The organism is Azospirillum canadense (assembly GCF_025961225.1).
Taxonomy (GTDB): domain Bacteria; phylum Pseudomonadota; class Alphaproteobacteria; order Azospirillales; family Azospirillaceae; genus Azospirillum; species Azospirillum canadense.
In genome coordinates, this window is sequence record NZ_JAOQNG010000001.1 from 2,634,496 (window position 1) to 2,651,944 (window position 17,449).

Annotated in this window: 21 protein-coding genes; 5 read left to right on the forward strand and 16 right to left on the reverse strand. The window is 69.0% G+C overall.

Features of this window, described 5'->3' with window-relative positions; translation table 11 throughout:
• Positions 1-172: 172 nt before the first annotated feature.
• The 7 genes from M2351_RS12530 to M2351_RS12560 form a co-directional block, all read right to left on the reverse strand.
• Positions 173-2,515: an EAL domain-containing protein gene (locus tag M2351_RS12530; protein ID WP_264656384.1), complete on the reverse strand. Its 2,343-nt coding sequence runs from the start codon at positions 2,513-2,515 to the stop codon at positions 173-175.
• A 213-nt stretch (positions 2,516-2,728) separates the two neighbouring features.
• Positions 2,729-3,472: a capsid assembly protein gene (locus M2351_RS12535; protein WP_264656385.1), complete on the reverse strand. Its 744-nt coding sequence runs from the start codon at positions 3,470-3,472 to the stop codon at positions 2,729-2,731.
• A gap of 31 nt (positions 3,473-3,503) precedes the next feature.
• Positions 3,504-3,791, reverse strand: a complete 288-nt coding sequence (locus tag M2351_RS12540; protein ID WP_264656386.1) for a Bbp19 family protein — start codon at positions 3,789-3,791, stop codon at positions 3,504-3,506.
• Positions 3,784-5,310 (reverse strand): portal protein, encoded by a 1,527-nt coding sequence (locus M2351_RS12545; RefSeq protein ID WP_264656877.1) that lies wholly within the window; start codon positions 5,308-5,310, stop codon positions 3,784-3,786. The genes M2351_RS12540 and M2351_RS12545 overlap by 8 nt, the downstream gene beginning before the upstream one ends.
• Before the next feature lie 22 nt (positions 5,311-5,332).
• Positions 5,333-5,800, reverse strand: a complete 468-nt coding sequence (locus M2351_RS12550) for a hypothetical protein (RefSeq protein ID WP_264656387.1) — start codon at positions 5,798-5,800, stop codon at positions 5,333-5,335.
• A gap of 47 nt (positions 5,801-5,847) precedes the next feature.
• Positions 5,848-6,252 carry a hypothetical protein gene (locus M2351_RS12555; RefSeq protein WP_264656388.1) on the reverse strand — a complete coding sequence of 135 codons (405 nt, stop codon included), beginning with the start codon at positions 6,250-6,252 and terminating at the stop codon, positions 5,848-5,850.
• Entirely contained in the window at positions 6,249-6,587 is a 339-nt protein-coding gene (locus M2351_RS12560) for a hypothetical protein (protein ID WP_264656389.1), read from the reverse strand. The genes M2351_RS12555 and M2351_RS12560 overlap by 4 nt, the downstream gene beginning before the upstream one ends.
• A gap of 279 nt (positions 6,588-6,866) precedes the next feature.
• On the opposite strand from M2351_RS12560, the gene M2351_RS12565 reads away from it, so the two are divergent.
• Together M2351_RS12565 and M2351_RS12570 are read left to right on the forward strand one after the other, a co-directional pair.
• Positions 6,867-7,499, forward strand: coding sequence for a S24 family peptidase (locus tag M2351_RS12565; protein ID WP_264656390.1), 633 nt, complete (start codon positions 6,867-6,869; stop codon positions 7,497-7,499).
• Positions 7,500-7,587: 88 nt separating this feature from the next.
• Entirely contained in the window at positions 7,588-7,938 is a 351-nt protein-coding gene (locus M2351_RS12570; RefSeq protein ID WP_264656391.1) for a hypothetical protein, read from the forward strand.
• Here M2351_RS12570 and M2351_RS12575 read toward each other — a convergent pair.
• A complete protein-coding gene (locus tag M2351_RS12575; protein ID WP_264656392.1) occupies positions 7,932-8,627 on the reverse strand; it encodes a hypothetical protein in 696 nt (231 codons plus the stop codon). The two genes, M2351_RS12570 and M2351_RS12575, sit on opposite strands and share 7 nt — an antisense overlap.
• A gap of 135 nt (positions 8,628-8,762) precedes the next feature.
• A complete protein-coding gene (locus tag M2351_RS12580; RefSeq protein ID WP_264656393.1) occupies positions 8,763-9,611 on the reverse strand; it encodes a branched-chain amino acid aminotransferase in 849 nt (282 codons plus the stop codon).
• A 170-nt stretch (positions 9,612-9,781) separates the two neighbouring features.
• On the opposite strand from M2351_RS12580, the gene M2351_RS12585 reads away from it, so the two are divergent.
• The gene (locus tag M2351_RS12585; RefSeq protein ID WP_264656394.1) at positions 9,782-9,985 is read left to right on the forward strand and encodes a hypothetical protein; all 204 of its coding nucleotides are present in this window, start codon (positions 9,782-9,784) and stop codon (positions 9,983-9,985) included.
• 153 nt (positions 9,986-10,138) lie between these two features.
• Here M2351_RS12585 and M2351_RS12590 read toward each other — a convergent pair whose 3' ends face one another.
• From M2351_RS12590 to sdhC, 4 genes are read right to left on the reverse strand one after another with little or no spacing between them, the layout of a single operon-like run.
• Positions 10,139-10,915: a succinate dehydrogenase iron-sulfur subunit gene (locus tag M2351_RS12590; protein WP_209766958.1), complete on the reverse strand. Its 777-nt coding sequence runs from the start codon at positions 10,913-10,915 to the stop codon at positions 10,139-10,141.
• A gap of 31 nt (positions 10,916-10,946) precedes the next feature.
• Complete coding sequence (sdhA, locus tag M2351_RS12595) at positions 10,947-12,728, reverse strand: succinate dehydrogenase flavoprotein subunit (RefSeq protein ID WP_264656395.1); 1,782 nt, start codon at positions 12,726-12,728, stop codon at positions 10,947-10,949.
• A 6-nt stretch (positions 12,729-12,734) separates the two neighbouring features.
• The gene (sdhD, locus tag M2351_RS12600) at positions 12,735-13,136 is read right to left on the reverse strand and encodes a succinate dehydrogenase, hydrophobic membrane anchor protein (protein WP_264656396.1); all 402 of its coding nucleotides are present in this window, start codon (positions 13,134-13,136) and stop codon (positions 12,735-12,737) included.
• A gap of 11 nt (positions 13,137-13,147) precedes the next feature.
• Positions 13,148-13,537, reverse strand: a complete 390-nt coding sequence (gene sdhC, locus M2351_RS12605; protein WP_264656397.1) for a succinate dehydrogenase, cytochrome b556 subunit — start codon at positions 13,535-13,537, stop codon at positions 13,148-13,150.
• A 575-nt stretch (positions 13,538-14,112) separates the two neighbouring features.
• Between sdhC and M2351_RS12610 the strand changes: the two genes are divergently transcribed.
• Positions 14,113-14,550, forward strand: coding sequence for a hypothetical protein (locus tag M2351_RS12610; RefSeq protein ID WP_264656398.1), 438 nt, complete (start codon positions 14,113-14,115; stop codon positions 14,548-14,550).
• 59 nt (positions 14,551-14,609) lie between these two features.
• Here the strand turns inward: M2351_RS12610 and M2351_RS12615 are convergent, their stop codons facing one another.
• Positions 14,610-14,888: a hypothetical protein gene (locus tag M2351_RS12615; protein ID WP_246500652.1), complete on the reverse strand. Its 279-nt coding sequence runs from the start codon at positions 14,886-14,888 to the stop codon at positions 14,610-14,612.
• A gap of 120 nt (positions 14,889-15,008) precedes the next feature.
• Between M2351_RS12615 and M2351_RS12620 the strand changes: the two genes are divergently transcribed.
• Entirely contained in the window at positions 15,009-16,028 is a 1,020-nt protein-coding gene (locus tag M2351_RS12620; RefSeq protein WP_264656399.1) for an aspartate-semialdehyde dehydrogenase, read from the forward strand.
• A gap of 112 nt (positions 16,029-16,140) precedes the next feature.
• Here the strand turns inward: M2351_RS12620 and M2351_RS12625 are convergent, their stop codons facing one another.
• Both M2351_RS12625 and M2351_RS12630 read right to left on the reverse strand, forming a co-directional pair.
• On the reverse strand, positions 16,141-17,013 hold the full coding sequence (locus tag M2351_RS12625; RefSeq protein ID WP_264656400.1) for an NAD(P)-dependent oxidoreductase: 873 nt from the start codon (positions 17,011-17,013) through the stop codon (positions 16,141-16,143).
• A gap of 4 nt (positions 17,014-17,017) precedes the next feature.
• Positions 17,018-17,422, reverse strand: a complete 405-nt coding sequence (locus M2351_RS12630; protein WP_264656401.1) for a tellurite resistance TerB family protein — start codon at positions 17,420-17,422, stop codon at positions 17,018-17,020.
• Positions 17,423-17,449 lie beyond the last annotated feature (27 nt).

Genomic DNA, 17,449 nt, shown 5'->3' on the forward strand with positions numbered 1-17,449 from the left:
GCGAAAAAGAAAAGGGCTGGCCGGGCCTTTCGGTTGTCCGGCCAGCCCTTTCCAGGACAGGCGTGAGGGGAGTTGGGAGGTGCCGCCGCCCGTCATGAGAGGGGAGACACTTCGGGCGTTGGCAAGTCCGTTTCTAGGACTTTACGCCATTCATGTCAAGATTTTTTTCCTGTTACGCCCGCTGCTTGATCCGCTTCACCAGCAGGTCGGCGGCCTGGGCGGCCGGGGCGGGGCGGCCGGTCAGCCAGCCCTGGACGAGCGTGCAGTTGTGGTGGCGCAGGAAGTTGGCCTGCTCCGGCTTCTCCACCCCTTCGGCCACCACGTCCAGGCCCAGCATGTCGGCCATGGCGATGATGGTAGAGACGATGCCGTTGTCCTCGCGCACGGACGGCACGCCGTTGACGAAGGAGCGGTCGATTTTCAGCGTCGTCACCGGCAGCCGCTTCAGGTAGCTGAGCGAGGAGTGGCCGGTGCCGAAGTCGTCCACCGCCACGCGGATGCCCATGGCTTTCAGCGCGGCCAGCACCTCCAGCGCGTGGTCCATGTCCTGCATCACCGCACCCTCGGTGATTTCCAGCTCCACGAGGTCGGGCGACAGGCCGTGCCGGTCGATGATGCGGCGGAAATCCTCCGCCGAATGGTGCCGCAGGTGGCGGGGAGAGATGTTGACGGCCACCGGCACCGGGTCCAGCCCGTCGTCCAGCCAGGCGCGCAGCTGCCGGCAGGCCTCGTCCAGCACCCAGTCGCCCAGCGGCACGATGAAGCCGGTGTCCTCGGCGACCGGGATGAACTCGCCGGGGGAGATCATGCCGTGGCCCGGCTTTTCCCAGCGCAGCAGCGCCTCGAACCCCTCCAGCGAGAAGTCGATCAGCGACACCTTGGGCTGGTAGTGCAGCTGGAACTGCCCGCCGGCCAGCGCCGTGCGGAGGTCGCGGTCAAGCGCCAGGTGGCGGTGCGCCTGGTCGGCCAGCTCCTTGCGGAAGAAGGCGTGGCGCCGCCCGCCCAGCCGCTTGGCGGCGTACAGCGCGGTGTCGGCGGCGCGGATCAGCTCCTGCGCGCTGTCGGCGTGGTCGGGATAGAGCGCGATGCCGATGGACGGGGTGACGTAATGCTCCGTCCCCATCAGCAGGACGGGCTCGTCGAAGGCGGCCAGGACGCGCCCGGCGATCATCGCCGCCTCCTCGCCGTCGCGAACCTCCTCCAGGATCACCGCAAAGTCGTCCGTGCCGATGCGACCGACCGTGTCACTCGCCCGCACCGTCACGGCAATCCGCGTCGCCACCTCCTGCAGCAGCAGGTCGCCGGCGTGGTGGCCCATGGTGTCGGTGATCAGCTTGAAGCGTGACAGGTCCAGGCACAGCACGGCGAAGCAGCGCGCGTGGCGGCGCGCCCGCTCGATCGCCGACTCCAGCAGCGATTCGACCAGCGCCCGGTTCGGCAACCCGGTCAGCCGGTCGCGCGTCGCCAGCCGCAGCAGCTCCCGTTCGTGGCGCAGGCGCTGCGTCATGTCGGCCAGCGCGCAGACGTAGCTGCGCCGCCCGTGCACGTCCAGGCAGGACACGGTCAGCGAGACCTCGGCCCGGCCACCCAGATCCTGGTCCCCGCGCTCGATGCCCAGTTCCTCGGCCCGTTCGGTCCGGCCGCACCCCCCTCCGCCGTCCTTTCCACCCTGCCCGCCCAGCAGCGCGGCGACGCGCTCGCGGTCCGCCTCGGCGAACAGGGTGGTGAAGCGCCGGCCCAGCAGCTGCGCGCCCGGCACGCCGAACAGCGCCACGGCGGCCGGGTTGTGCTCCTCCACCAGCCCGTCCTCGCCGACCAGCACGATGGCTTCGCCGACGTTGTTCATGATGCCGAACAGGCGCTCGTCGCGCTCGATCAGGGCACCGGCGGCCCGACGGAAGAACTCCATGGCGCGGGCCATGGCGCCGAACTCGTCGGCGCGCTCGCGGCCGGGGATGTCGATGGCGGTGTTGCCCTGGGTCAGCTGCTCCATGCGCGCCGACAGCGCCTCCACCGGGCCCAGCACCTGCTCCGACAGGAAGACGGACAGCGGCCAACTCAGCACCAGCAGCACCGCCAGGAACAGCGTGAAGGCCAGCGCCTCCACCGCGAACTCGCGGTCGATGTCCTCCGTCTCGGACATGGCCGCGACGGTCCAGCCCCACGGGGCGAACACCACGCTTCTGAGGATGGCCGCCTCGTCCGTGCCATCCGGCGACCAGTGCGCCGGCACGCGCCCGTCGGTGAACACGCTGACATGGAACGGGTCGCGCCCGAGCGCCCGCAGGGCCAGCCGCGCCTGGGACTGGGCCTCCTCCCGCCGCAGCGAGCCCGCCTCCACGGCGGCGTTCATTTCGGCGAGCATCGCGTGGGCCGAGTCGACCAGCGCGGTGGTCAGGCGCCCGCGTTCGGAGATCAAGCCGCTGCGCAGCATGTACAGTGCGGGGATCGCTGCCATCAGGCAGCCGATCAGCCCGATCCAGGTCAGCCAGCGAATCTTGCGGCGCAACGTCATGGGAAGTCCGGCAGCCCGTCCACGCGTGCGGCCGGTTGCATCCGGCCGGTTGTCTTTGCGTAACGGAGCCTCGCTTTTTTATGTCATATGCGCAACAACCAAGTGGCCGCCGCAAACGTTCGCGCCATTATTTTGCCGAATACCGCGGCATTTTGACACATTCGCCACATACCCCCCGGAGCGGCCGCCGCTCCGGGGGATGCGTCGGCAGCGTCAGCCCGCGTTGGGGTACAGGCGCTGGAAACCCTCCGTGACGCGCGCCACGACCGCCGGGTCGCGCTCCCGCCAATAGCGCGGGTCGCGCATCAGGGCCTGAAGCTCGCCCTCGCCGCCGCCGGGCGCCGGGGCGGCGGGCATCGACAGGGCCGACGGCTCGGTCCCCGACATCATGCGGTACATCGCCATGACCCCTTCGTAGGTCGTGGACAGCCCCTCCACCGCCGCCCGCGGCAGGGCCTTGCCGGCCCAGGCGAGAAGCTGGCGCGACACATCCCGCCAGCGCTCCTCGCCGCCGAACTGGGTGACCAGCCGCTCGATCTCGCGCTCCGCCTGGAACTCGGCGGCGACCTCCTGGATCAGCGGGACCATCCGCTCGGCGGCGAGGTCGTAGACCAGCTGCGCCTGCTCCGGCGTGAAGCCGGCCTCGTGCAGGCGGCCGTTGATCGCCGTGTCGGGGTGGAACAGCCCGTGGTCGCAGGCGATGCAATAGCCCTCCGGCCCGTCCGGCACGCCCAGCATCTTCAGCAGGGCCGGCCGGTCGGGCTCGACCGCGGGAGCGTCGGCCAGGGCCGCGGGAGCGGCGGGAGGAGCGGACAGGCGCCGCTCCAGCTCCAGGTAGGACTTCAGCAACGCGTCCACGCGCACGGCCCCGGTTTGCGGGTCGCGGAACTTCTCCGGCACCGACGGCTCGGGCGCGGTGGTGCCGGGGACGGGGGAGGTCAGCAGGTTTTCGGCCATGGGGGACTCCGGTCTGTGGAAGGAAGGGGGATTAGGCGCCCTGCCCGCGAAAGGTTCCGCGCGCGGCTCCGCGGGCAACGAGGGCGAGGATTACGGCGACCAGCTGGCGCTGGCCTTCGAGGTGGCGCAGCGCCGCGTCGGGCGCGTCGGGACCCAGCGCGCGGCCCAGCGTCATCGCCCGCAGGGTGTTCAGCACGCGCTCCCCGTCCGGCCCGGCGAAGCAGCGGGCGAAGGCGGGCGCCGGGTCATTGGCCAACAGGTCCGCCGGCGGCCCCGCGGGGGACGCGTCGAGCGCCCCCCATCCATCGCGGTCAGGCATGGGAAGCCTCCTGCGTGGATGCCGGCGGCGTGTCGGCGCGGATCAGCGTGGCCGGCACGCCGAAGGCTTCGCCCAGCCAGCGCGCGGTGGCCGCCGCGTCCACCGTGGCCATCGCCTCGGAGCCGAGTTGCTGCGCCGTCTCCAGCCAGTGCAGCGTCGCCTGCACGTCGCGCTGCGCCTGCGCCTGGGCAAGCGGGGAGCGCTGCTGCAGGGCGACGATGCGCCCGTCCACCGCCAGATCCGGGATCTCGCCGCGCCGGCGCAGGATGGCGACGGCGCGCAGCAGCAGTGGGTTCAGCAGCTCCGCCTGCAACCGCCCGAAGGTCGCGCCGAGCAGCCGTGCCATCTCCGACGAGCGCTCCAGCACCTCCGTCGCGGTCATGCGTGGTTGGTCGAGCGGGGCCAGCCGGTCGGTCAGCAGCGCATGGCGGATGCGGGCGCGCAGATCGTCCAGCACCAGCTGCGACACGTCGAACCGGCCGGGGTTGGCCAGCGGGGTCAGCCCGGCGGAACCCACCGCCTTCGGGATGATCGTCCCCGGCATCAGCCGGATCGTCGCCGGGTTCAGCACCCCGTCGTCGTCCGCCTGCCAGATGCCGGTGACGGCGACCGAGGCGTTCTTCAGGACCAGCTCGACCACCTTGTTGGCCGTCTTGATGTCCGGCAGCGCCTTCATCACCGGCGACCGGCCATAAGTCTCGCCGGGCGCCTTCAGCCAGCGGAAGTTGATGAAAGGCGACTGGGCGAACCGCCCCTCGGCCAGCCGGCGGGGCTCGGCCAGCCCGCTGTCCAGCACCACGCTCCAACGGTAGGCGAGCCCGTCGGGCAGCACGGCCTCGACCAGCGGGAAGCGGCTGTCGGGCTCATCCGCGCCGCGCTTGCGCACCTCGTCCGGCAGATCGGCGCCGGGGAAGCGGCGTTCCAGCTGGGCCAGCGTCGGTTCGCTGCGGCGGTAGGTGCCGTCCAGCCGGCCGTCCGCCCCCTCCTCCAGCACCACCTCGGCCAACGGCACGGCAGTGAAGCGCAGGCTAGTGGGGGCGCCGGGTGCGGCTTCCTCCATCAGCAGGGAGGCAGTGCCGACGGTGACGAGGTCGAGGAAGGCTTGGTGGATCTCCACCGCGAAGTTGGAGCGGTCCAGGTGCGCCTGGACGATGCCGGCCGCGCGGTCGAGCATCGGGGCAACGCGGTCGCGCTCCGCATCCGACAGGGTCGGGCCGGGCACCAACCCGAACCAGCGCGACCAGGGCGGGGTCAGCTCCGCCAGCAGGCTGGAGGCCAGCTGCTCCACCGCGTCCGGCGCGGTGCCGTCGAACAGCCGGTCGACCCGCCGTTCGCCGGGCGTGCCGGTGCCGCGGAAAGGCTGCCCGTTCGGCAGCGCGTGGTCGTAGCAGTCCTGCCAGTGGCTTTCCCACACCGACCGGCGCTCCCGCGCCGCGCGGTAGCGGTCCAGCAGGGCCTGCGCCTCGGTCTCCGCCTTTGCCGCGGTCGTCCCGCCGGGAGCCCCCGTCGGCCGGGCCATGGTGATGGAATCGCTCATGCGCTCATTCCCCCAGCAGGCGCTTGCGCAGCGGCTGCAGCGTGTTGGTGTCGAGCACGCCGCGCCAGGAGGTCTGCACCGTTCCGATCAGGCTGCGCGCGCGCCGTTGCAGCAGTTCCTCCGCGGCCTTCGCCGTGTCCTGCTCGGCCGGAGTCGCGGCGGGGGGCGCGGGGGGCGTGTCCGACGCAGCCGGGGTGTTGATGGCCGGGGTATCGGTGGCCGGGTTGGTGGGAGCCGGCGCCACGGGGGTCGGGGCGGCCTCCACGGCCGGCGGCGTCGTCGCCCACCAGGGCGGTGTGGATGGCGTTGCGACCGGGGTGGGTGCCGGGGTGATTGCCGGCGTCGCCACGACCGGCGTCGGGTCGGGCGCTGGGGCCGGGGCCGGTGCCGGGGTCGGCGCCGGGGCCGCAGTCGGCGTGGCAACGGCGGTCGCCGTCGCGGACGGCCGGGGAGCCTTGAACAGGTTCGCCATGGGCGGTTCTCTCCTGCTGGGAAGCGGGTGTGCGGGAATAGGGGCGGTCAGACCGCCGCGGCGGCGCCCAGCCGGCGGTAGAGCTGCCAGGGCGTCAGCACGCCCGGCGCGTGGAGGCCGAGCAGGCGCTTGACGGCCTCTACGCAGGTGAAGGGCGCCCACGGCGCCGGGCGGGTCAAGCCGCGGCGCAGCGGCGCCGGGGCGACCGCCATGCCCTTCTCGCGGAACCATCCCGGCAGGTCGTAGGCAGCGGGCAGATCCAGCACCTCCACGTCGGTGAAGGGCGCCAGAGGGTCGACCAGCACCCAATAACGGCCGTCGTTCAGGATCGCGAAGCAGTGGCGGAATCCCGGCCGCAGCAGGCGCAGCCACCACAGCTCCGCGTCGCCGCGGAACACCACCCAGGCGCGGCGGCCCGTTCCGTCGGCGCCCGGCAACGGGTCGCAACTCATTGCACGATCCCCTTCTCGCGCAGCACCGGGGCGAGCTGGGCGAAAGCCTCCCGCCACAGCGTGTGGGCACGCTGCTCCCGGCGGCGCTCCGGGTCGGGGGCCATCAGCCGGCGGCCGTAATGGACTAGCACGTGCAGGTGGTCGCGCAGCAGCAGGCGCCGGCGGTACAGCCGGTCCACCGCGCGCAGCACGTCGGACGGTTCGCACGGACGCTGCACCAGCCCCTTCCCGGCGGTGACGCGGGCACCGGCCGCCTTGGCCTCCTGCGCCTGCACCGACCAGAACCACGCCTCCTCGGCGCTGCCGAACGGAACACCGCCGACGTCGAATTCCATGGGGAACGCCGCCCCGGGAGAGACCATCTGTGGAGAAACCATCGCGGGCCGGCTGCGGAGGGTGCTGCGGTGAAGATCCATGCGTCGAAGCCTTCCGGTTGAAATGCACGCTCTGCGTTCGCGGGTTCCGACTCACTCGCGATTCGGACCGCCCAGGCGCCGTGTTGCGCGGCAAGCGCGAACGTCTGTTCACGTTATGTACTGATTTTATTCCTCGGTCAAGGAAAATATGAAAAGGTTCCTAGGGACGGGGCGCGGGGTTTATGAGATTATCGTCCCATGCTGAAACACGCGGACATCTGGCGGGCGATCGACCGCCTTGCAGCCCAGAACGGGCTGTCGGCCTCAGGGCTCGCGCGGCGCGCCGGGCTCGATCCGACGACCTTCAACAAAAGCAAGCGGACCACCGGCGACGGGAAGCTCCGCTGGCCCTCGACCGAAAGCGTCTCCAAGGTGCTGGAAGCGACCGGCGCATCGCTGACGGAGTTCGTGAGCCTGGTCGGCGAGTCGGCTGGCCCGGGCTCGCTGCAGCGGGTGCCGGTGATCGGCTACGCCCAGGCGGGCAACGCCGGCTTCTTCGACGACGCGGGCTTCCCCTCCGGCGTGGGCTGGGACGAGCTTCTGTTCCCCAGCATCGGCGACCCGCACGCGTACGCGCTGGAGATCGCCGGCGACAGCATGGACCCGGTTTACCGCGACGGCGACACCATCATCGTGTCCCCGGCGGCGCAGATCCGCCGCAACGACCGCGTGGTGGTGCGCACCAAGGGCGGCGAGGTGATGGCCAAGCAGCTGATGCGGGAAACGGCGACGAAGGTGGAACTGATGTCCATCAACCGCGCCCACCCGGACCGCAACATCCCGCGCGCCGACGTGGCCTGGATGGCGCGGATCATCTGGGCCAGCCAGTAAGGGCGGCTGCCCAAGGGCAACCGATCCTAGGTTATTTTTCCTTTATTTGACTTGACACGGGGCTGTGGCACGCGCAGCATGCGCGACCATGTCCCGCGATGCCCCGCCGTCGTCCGCAAGCGCCCACTCCAAAATTCCCAACGGCCCGGGCCTTGATGAACTGGAGCGCGGCCATGACGGCCCGCCGCCGCGCCGCTCCCTGAAAACCGCCCTGCTCGGCGGCGGCGAGCGCCACGCCGCCCTCGTCCGCTCCGCAACGCGCTCTCTGCACGACCGCTTGGCCGCCGAGGCACGGCAGGGCGCCGCGCGCCGCCGCGCCGCCCTGCCCGCCGACGGTGCGGCGGCCGACGCGTGGTTGTCGCGCCTCTCTCGCACCCTGGCGCACCACCGCCACGCGGCTTGCGCCCTGGCGGCGCCCGCTTTCGAACCGGCTTACTGAGCCGCGTCGGGTTTGCTGTCCGCCACCACCGGCGGAACGGTCACCACCGGCTCCGCGGCGACCTCCGGGTTGGACGCCATCAGGGCGACCGCCGCCGTCTCCGTCCGCTTCGGCACCGCCGCCCTGCGCGCCGCGGGCGTCTTCTTCGCAGCGGTCGGCTTCCGGACCGGCGCGGCCTTCTTCGCGGCAGCGGGCTTCCCGGTCACCGTCTTCTCGACCACCGCATTCGCGGCGGGCGTCTCGACAGGAGCGGCCTCCGCAGCCGGCGCCTCCGCCGCCGCAGCCTTCTCCGCGCTCTTCTGTGCCTTCTTCAGCGCCTTGCCCTTGGCGAAGCCGGCCTTGCGCAGCGCGGACTTCAGTTCGTCCCAGGCGGCGCGGATGTCGACCGCGAAATCCTTGGCCTCCTCGTCGCGGTGCGTGCGGAAATACTCCGCGGCGGCACGCATCTGGGCGGGCAGGGTTTCGGCCCCGGCGCGCACCGCCTCGTTGCGCAGCAGGTTCTGCCGGTTGGCGAGGTAGGTGGCGATTTCCGCCAGTTCCTCCGGCGTGCAGGCCTTGTGCAGCTTGTCGGTGACGGTGGGCGCCGCCTTATCGATCTTGCCCAGAACTTCGGAACGCCCGCGCTTCACCTCCGGGTCGTAGGTGGTGCGGATGACCTGGATGACACGGCGCCGTTCGCGGAATTGCATGATGTGACTGTCCCCCTCCAATCGTGGGGCGCCGACAAACCCGGCGCCCCACATTCAACGGAATCATGCCCGCTTCCGGGCCGCCTTATCAAGCCGGCGGATGGGCCGCATACAGTCCTCGCTTCGGCCGTATGCTCAGCGGAAGGCGAACTCCCAATACAGCGCGCGGGCGCGCGCGGCGAGCGGCCCGGCCGGCAGGGAGCGCCCCTCCACCCGCGTCACCGGCACCACCTTGGCGTAGTTCCCGGTGGAGAAGACCTCGTCCGCCTCCAGCACGTCGCGGGTCGACAGGGTGGCCTCCTCCACCGCGACGCCGTCGTCGCGCAGCAGCCCGATCACGCGCTGGCGCGTGATGCCGTTCAGGAAGGTCCCGTTCGGCACCGGCGTGCGCACCACACCATCCTTGGCGATGAACAGGTTGGCTGTGGCGAACTCGGCGACGTTGCCGATGGGGTCGGTCATAATCGCGTTGTCGAAGCCGCGCTCCCGAGCCTCCTTCAGGGCGAGGCCGGCGTTGGGATAGAGGCAGGCGGCCTTGGCCTCCGTCGGCGCCATGGCCGGCGCCGGGCGGCAGCGCGTGGACAGGCAGGCGGTGAAGCCGGACACGCTGGGCAGCGGCGCGTCGTAGACCGACAGCACGAAGCGCGTGCTCTCCGGGTCGGGCGCCACGAACCCCTCCTCGGCGTAGAACATGGGGCGGATGTAGAGTTCCGCCTCCTTGGGAAAGCGGCGGATGCCGTCCCAGCACAGTTCCTCAATCTCGCCCGCGGTCAGCATGGGGGACAGGCCCATCACCTGCGCCGAGCGGACGACGCGCGCGCAGTGCCGGTCCAGATCCGGGGCGACGCCCTGGAAGGCCCGCGCACCGTCGAAGACGACCGAGGAAAGCCAGAGCGCGTGCGTCATCGGGCCTACGATCGCGGGATTGCCCGCAACCCATTCGCCGTGGATGTAGCTCAACGCCTGACCCGCCGTGTTTCCCATGATTTTCTCCCTTCGATGATTCGGCCCTTTCGATATCGGGCCCATGGATGATCGAATCTTTCTCTCCCCCGAAAAGGATACCCCCTCATCGCCGCCGGTCAACGGGCGCAGACGGGCCAGTTGAACGGTTGAGTCCGTGACCCGCCGATCACTTCAGGGAGATTTCGACCATGGGCTGGACGTCACCGACCGCAACGCCGCAGCCGCTGCGCTCCGCACCGCCGCACCCGCCGCCGGGCCAGGACGCCCCCGCGCCGGCCCCGTCCACCGACAACCCGGACCTGCCGACCCCTGGCCCGCAGGACGGCGGCCTGTCGCCGATCCCCAACGACGACCTTCCGCCGTCCCGTCCGACGGATCCCGACTTCGCGTAGAGTTTCTTCACCACCAAGGCACCAAGAATCCCCGCGCCCGGCTCGTCGCGGACTCTTGGTGTTTTGGTGGTGAATTCTATGCCCCAAACGCAACGAGGCGCCCCCTCTCGGGAGCGCCTCGTTGTCTTCCGACACGAACCGTGAAGCGATGGATCAGCGGCGCTGGACCATCAGCTTCTTGATCTCGGCGATGGCCTTGGCCGGGTTCAGGCCCTTCGGGCACGCCTTGGTGCAGTTCATGATGGTGTGGCAGCGGTACAGGCGGAACGGATCCTCGAGGTTGTCGAGGCGCTCGCCCGTCATCTCGTCGCGGCTGTCGACGATCCAGCGGTAGGCCTGCAGGAGGATTGACGGGCCGAGGTAGCGGTCGCCGTTCCACCAGTAGCTGGGGCAGGAGGTCGAGCAGCAGAAGCACAGGATGCACTCGTAGAGGCCGTCCAGCTTGGCGCGGTCCTCCGGCGACTGCAGGCGCTCGCGGCTCGGCGCCGGGGACTGCGTCTGCAGCCACGGCTTGATCGAGGCCAGCTGGGCGTAGATGTGCTTCAGGTCGGGGACGAGATCCTTCACCACCGGCATGTGCGGCAGCGGGTAGATCTTGACGTCGCCCTTGATGTCCTCGATGGCCTTCAGGCAGGCCAGCGTGTTCAGCCCGTCGATGTTCATCGCGCAGGACCCGCAGATTCCCTCGCGGCAGGAGCGCCGGAAGGTCAGGGTCGAGTCGATGTTGTTCTTGATGTAGATGATCGCGTCCAGGACCATCGGCCCGAACTTGTCCAGGTCGACGATGTAGGTGTCGACCCGCGGGTTCTGCCCGTCGTCCGGCGTCCAGCGATAGATCTTGAAGCTCTTGGCCCGCTTGGCGCCGTTGGCGGCGTTGATGGTCTTGCCGACGCCGACCTTGGAATTGGCGGGCAGGTTGAATTCGACCATGGTTCGTATCCTTGCCTTGCTCGTGGCCGCCTTAGTAGACGCGGGCCTTGGGCGGGAACACCTGCACCTCGTCGGTCAGGGTGTACATGTGGACGGGGCGGTAGCCGATCTTCGTCTCGCCCTTGTCCGACACCCCGATGACGGTGTGCTTCATCCAGTTCTCGTCGTCGCGGTCCGGATAGTCCTCGCGGGCGTGAGCGCCGCGGCTTTCCGGACGGTTCTTCGCCGAGTGCAGCGTGGCGACGGCCTGGTACAGCAGGTTGTCCAGCTCAATCGCCTCGACCAGGTCCGAGTTCCAGACCAGCGAGCGGTCGGAGATCGCCATGTCGCCCTTCTTGGCGAAGGTCTGGTCGATGAGCTTGACGCCCTCCTCCAGCACCTCGCCGGTGCGGAACACCGCGCAGTTGTTCTGCATGGTGCGCTGCATTTCCAGGCGCAGTTCCGACGACTTGATGGAGCCCTTCGCGTTGCGGATGCGGTCGAAGCGCTCCAGCGCGAAATCGGTCGCGGCGGCCGACGACGACACCGACTTGCCCTTCTCGACGATCTCGGCGGCGCGGATGGCGGCCGAGCGGCCGAACACCACGAGGTCGAGCAGCGAGTTGGAGCCCAGGCGGTTGGCGCCGTGCACCGACACGCAGGCGGCCTCGCCGATGGCCATCAGGCCGGGCACCACGCGGTCCGGATCGTCGGCGGTCGGGTTGACCACCTCGCACCGGAAGTTGGTGGGGATGCCGCCCATGTTGTAGTGCACCGTCGGCAGAACCGGGATCGGCTCCTTGGTGACGTCCACGCCGGCGAAGATCTTGGCCGTCTCGGCGATGCCGGGCAGGCGCTGGTGGATGATCTCCGGCGGCAGGTGCTCCAGGTGCAGGTGGATGTGGTCCTTGTGCGCGCCGACGCCGCGGCCCTCGCGGATCTCGATGGTCATCGAGCGCGACACGACGTCGCGGGACGCAAGGTCCTTGGCCGACGGGGCATAGCGCTCCATGAAGCGCTCGCCGTTGGAGTTGGTCAGGTACCCGCCCTCACCGCGCACGCCCTCGGTGATGAGGCAGCCGGAGCCGTAGATGCCGGTCGGGTGGAACTGCACGAACTCCATGTCCTGCAGCGGCAGGCCGGCGCGCAGCACCATGCCGCCGCCGTCGCCCGTGCAGGTGTGGGCCGAGGTGGCCGAGAAGTAGGCGCGGCCGTAGCCGCCCGTGGCCAGCACGACCAGCTGGGCGCGGAAGCGGTGGATGGTGCCGTCGTCCAGGTTCCAGGCGACCACGCCCTTGCAGACGCCGTCTTCCATGATCAGGTCGAGCGCGAAATACTCGACGAAGAACTCCGCCTCGTGCTTCAGCGACTGCTGGTACAGCGTGTGCAGGATTGCGTGGCCGGTGCGGTCGGCGGCGGCGCAGGTGCGGTAGGCCTGGCTCTTGCCGTAATGCGCGGTCATGCCGCCGAAGGCGCGCTGGTAGATCTTGCCTTCCGGGGTGCGCGAGAAGGGCACGCCGTAGTGCTCCAACTCGATGATCGCCGGGATGGCCTCGCGGCACATGTACTCGATGGCGTCCTGGTCGCCCAGCCAGTCCGACCCCTTGACGGTGTCGTACATGTGGAAGCGCCAGTCGTCCTCGCTCATGTTGCCCAGCGCCGCGGAGATGCCGCCCTGGGCGGCCACGGTGTGCGAGCGGGTCGGGAAGACCTTGGTGATGCACGCCGTCTTCAGGCCCTTCTCGGCCATGCCGAAGGTGGCGCGCAGGCCCGCACCACCGGCACCGACGACGACGACGTCATAGGAATGATCGATAATATCGTAGGCGGCCATGGCTCGTCAGGCTCCGAACGAAATCTTGAGGACGGAGAACACGCAGGCCGCGGCCAGCGCGTAGCACACGAACTTGACGGCGAGGACGCTCAGCACCTTCGCCAGTTCGTTGTGCACATAGTCCTCGATCACGACCTGCAGGCCGCTCTGTGCGTGATGGAAGGTCATCGCGGCCGTCAGGGCCATCATCACCGCCGAGAAGGGCGACTTCATCCAGGCGACGAAAGCGGTGTAGTCGGCGCCCAGGTGGCGGATGACGCCGAACACGAACCAGATGGTCAGCGGGACCAGCGCGATCGCGGTCACGCGCTGGTGCCACCAGTGCTCGGTGCCGTACTTGGCGGAGCCCAGACCGCGCGCCTCGGCCAGCGGGCTGCGCAGGGACTTCTTGGAAAGATTGGCTGCCATTGTCCGTCTCCTCACCACACGGCCAGGCCGATGATCCAGGCCAGGATGGTCAGGCCCAGCGACGCGCCGGCGACGATCTTGCCGCCCAGTTCCGCTTCCTTCAGCTCGAACGAATAGCCGGCGTCCCAGACCAGGTGGCGGATGCCGGCGGCCAGGTGGTAGAACAGCGCCCAGGTCCAGCCGAACATCAGCAGCAGGCCGAGGCCCGAGCCGATGAACTTCTGCGCACGCGCGAACGACTCCGGCCCGGCCGCGGCGGCGACCAGCCACCAGGTCAGCAGCAGCGTGCCCACGGCCAGCCCCACGCCCGTAATGCGGTGCGTGATCGACAGCGCCATGGTCCATTCGAATTTATAGACTTGAAGATGCGGGGAAAGCGGCCGACCGCTGCCGTTTGCCATTGCGTCGTCCTCTGTTCGGCGGCCGGTCGCGGCAAGGAGGGCTTTTGCCGCGACGGCGGGTGGTGCGAGACCGAAAGTTTTAGGCCCTGCTGTGATTGGCGCATTGAATTACGCTTCTCGCGCACCCGAGTCAACGGCGGGGACTTAGCCGTGATCAAAATGGCGCACCGCGGGAAGTGTCTGAAAACAAAGGCCGATTGCTTGGGCGTGGTATTACCAGCATTTCTTCTGGCGTTCACGCTTCCCTTGCCGTGACTGCAAACCCGCCCCGGCCACGCTGTGCGGGGCATGGCCGCCAACCCGCCCGCAACGCGGGGGTGACACCCATGTCCGCCGTCGCAATCCAAAATGGGACATCGGGGCCGGACATTCAACGGCATGCAGGGCGGCATTGCGGGCGGAATCCCGGACACCGGTAAACAATGATTCTGAGATCAAGCCGAAAGCAGGACTTTTCAAATCCATTACCATCCATGACCGGTGCCAGGGAATACATCGCCGCGCCAAGTCAATCCGGCGCGATCTCCTTCCAATGGCGCCAAGGATCGAAACCAATTCAGAAAAAGGACATTCCCATGCCGGTCAACGCCGCGCTCTATACCATCACCGCCAGCAACGAATGGCGCAAGAAGGCCGACAGCAGCGCCGAACGGGGCGACAATCTCCTCAACCACGCGGAACGCGCGCTGCTGGAGGCGAACCTGACCAACCTCGGCGGCAAGCCCGGCCTCATCGTGCAGAACGCCTACCCCTGCACCGGGAAGGGCAACAAGACGGGCTGCCACCAGTATTTCATCGAGAAGTCCCGCGGCGGCCTGAACATCATCCTGAAGGTGACCGGGGACCAGGGCGGCTACGGCGCCGAGCACGGCTTCACCCAGGGCAAGGCGCCGGTGCCCGCCATTATCTACTACAGCGCCGGCACCAGCCAGATCATCACCATGACCTCGGCGAACAAGACGCCGCCAGCCGTCTTCGCGACCGTCCCGAACTTCGACTACATCGCGCTCTGACGGCGGACGGGAGGGGACCGGCCGGGCGGCCGCGCCGGTCCCGTCTTTTCATGCCGGGGCTACTTGTCGAACCGCCGGACATTCTCCAGCATCATCGAATACATCTGGGTGATCAGTTCGGCGGGACGCAGTCGGCCGAAGGGGATGTTCTCCTTGGCCCATTCCACCAACCCGTCCGGCGGCTTGATCGGGGCGACTTGATAGCCGGCCTTCTTCAGCGCGGTCATCACCGACCGCGCCTGCTTGGTGTAGTCCTCGTTGAAGAAGGACTTGTCCGCGTCCTTGATCGCCTTGGCGATGATGTCTTCGAGCGGCGTGGTCATGAGCCGGCGGGTCAAGTCGCGGTCGTTGAAGGCTGTTCGTGCACCGTCTCACAACGCGGGCGCTGTTGCAATTCCGTCGGGAACCGCATACCTCAAGCCCTCTTTGCACCGAATTTATCATAGGGATCCACCGCCATGGGCTACAAAGTCGCGGTCGTCGGCGCCACCGGCAACGTCGGACGGGAAATGCTGGCCACGCTCGCCGACCGGAAGTTCCCGGCCGACGAGGTGATCGCTCTGGCGTCGGAGAACTCGACCGGCAAGGAGGTCTCTTACGGCGAGGACCAGGTCCTGAAGGTCCTCGACCTCGCCAAGTTCGACTTCAAAGGCGTGGACATCGTGCTGTCCTCCCCGGGGGCGAAGGTGTCGGCGGTGCACAGCCCGCGCGCCGCGGCGGCCGGGGCGGTCGTCATCGACAACACCTCGCACTTCCGCATGGATCCGGACGTGCCGCTGGTGGTGCCGGAGGTGAACCCGGAGGCGATCGCCGGCTATCGCAAGAAGGGCATCATCGCCAACCCCAACTGCTCCACCATCCAGATGGTGGTGGCGCTGAAGCCGCTGCACGACCGCTTCAAGATCCGCCGCGTGGTGGTCTCCACCTACCAATCGGTGTCCGGAGCCGGGAAGGACGGCATGGACGAACTGTTCAGCCAGACCCGCGCCATCTTCGTGAACGACCCGGTGCAGAAGTCCACCTTCACCAAGCAGATCGCCTTCAACGTCATCCCGCACATCGACCAGTTCATGGACGACGGGTACACGAAGGAGGAGTGGAAGATGAACGTCGAGACCAAGAAGATCCTCGACCCCAGGATCAAGGTGACCGCCACCTGCGTGCGCGTCCCGGTCTTCATCGGCCATTCCGAGGCCATCAACATCGAGTGCGAGGAGCCGATCACCGCGGAGGAGGCCCGCCAGTTGCTGCGCAAGGCGCCGGGCGTCCAGGTGATCGACCAGCGCGACAACGAGGGCTACATCACCCCCGTGGACGTCGCCGGCGACGACCCGGTCTTCGTCAGCCGCATCCGCGAGGACTACACGGTGGACAACGGCCTGTCCTTCTGGTGCGTGTCCGACAACCTGCGCAAGGGCGCCGCCCTCAACGCCGTGCAGATTGCCGAACTGCTGGTGAAGAACTACCGGCCGGAGTGATTCGACGGAATGGCCCGTAGGTTGGGTGCAGCGCCAGCGAAACCGAACAGTGTTCGCTGGACGACGATGTCGGGTTGCGCTTCGCTCCACCCAACCTACGGGTTTTAAAAGACTACTTCACGAACAGCCGGTACAGCGCGGCGTGGTCCAGGCCGCCGTCGCCCTGGTCGGCCAGCATCTCGAACAGCTCCAGGCTCAGGCCCAGGGCGGGAAGCTGGATGCCGGACTGTTCGGCCAATTCCTCCGCCTGTTTCAGGTCCTTGATCTGGGTGACCACGCGGCCACCGGGGGTGAAGTCGCCAGTCACCATGCGCTGGCCATGCAGGTCGAGGATGCGCGACTCGGCGAAGCCGCCGCGGATGGCGTCGCGCACCTTGGCCGGTTCCACCCCCGCCGCCTTGGCAAGCGCCAGGGCCTCGGCCACCGCGCCGATGGACAGGGCGACGATGACCTGATTGGCCATCTTAGCGACCTGCCCGGCCCCGCTGTCGCCCACGTGGGTGATGCGCTGGCCCATGGCCTGGAACAGCAGCAGGGCGCGGGCGAAGGCGTCGGCCGTCCCGCCGGCCATGATGGTCAGGCTGCCGGCCTCCGCCGCCACGGTTCCACCGGACACGGGCGCATCCACCCACTCCGCCCCCTTGGCGCGCACGGCCTCGGCGAGGCGGCGGGTCGGCTCGACCGCCGTGGTGCCCATGTCGATGACCAGATGGCCGGGACGCAACGCGTCCATCAGCCCGGCCGCCACCGCCTCCACCGCCACGGTGTCGGACAGCATCAGCACGACCGTGTCGGCGCGGGCGGCGACCTCTGCCGGGCTGGCGGCGGGGCTCATGCCCTCCGCGGCCAGTTCTTCGACCGGGCCGGGGCTGCGGCTGTGGACGACCAGCGACGCCCCGGCCTTCGCCAGGTTGCGCGCCATCGGCCGGCCCATCAGGCCGAGCCCGATGAGGCCGACCGTCCGACCCTTCAAATCGACGCTCATCCGGTCAGGGACGCGCGTGGCGGGCGCGGGCGCCGCGCTCGATGGCCGCGGCGCAGAGCCGGTCGACGCCCAGCTTGTGCCGGATCATCTCCAGCATGCGCAGTTCCTCCTGCGAGGCGGCGGGGTCGGCCGCGGCGATGTCGCAGGCCAGCGCGTAGGCCGTCTCCACGAGCTTGTGCGGGGTCGCGTCCTTGATGATCTGGAGGGTCGTCTCCAGCCCATCCTGGTCGGCCAGCAGGCCGGAGCATTCGCGCGTAACGTCGGTCAGCCGGTCGATGTCGAAGTCCTTGAAGACCGGCAGATAGCGGACGTTCTCGCCGATGGCCTCAAGCTCCGCGTCCGTCATGTCGCCGTCGCACGCCGACACCAGCACCATGACGTAGATGAGGGCGCTGTGGTGGTTGATCATCGGAACTCCTGCGGGTTGGGGCCCTTG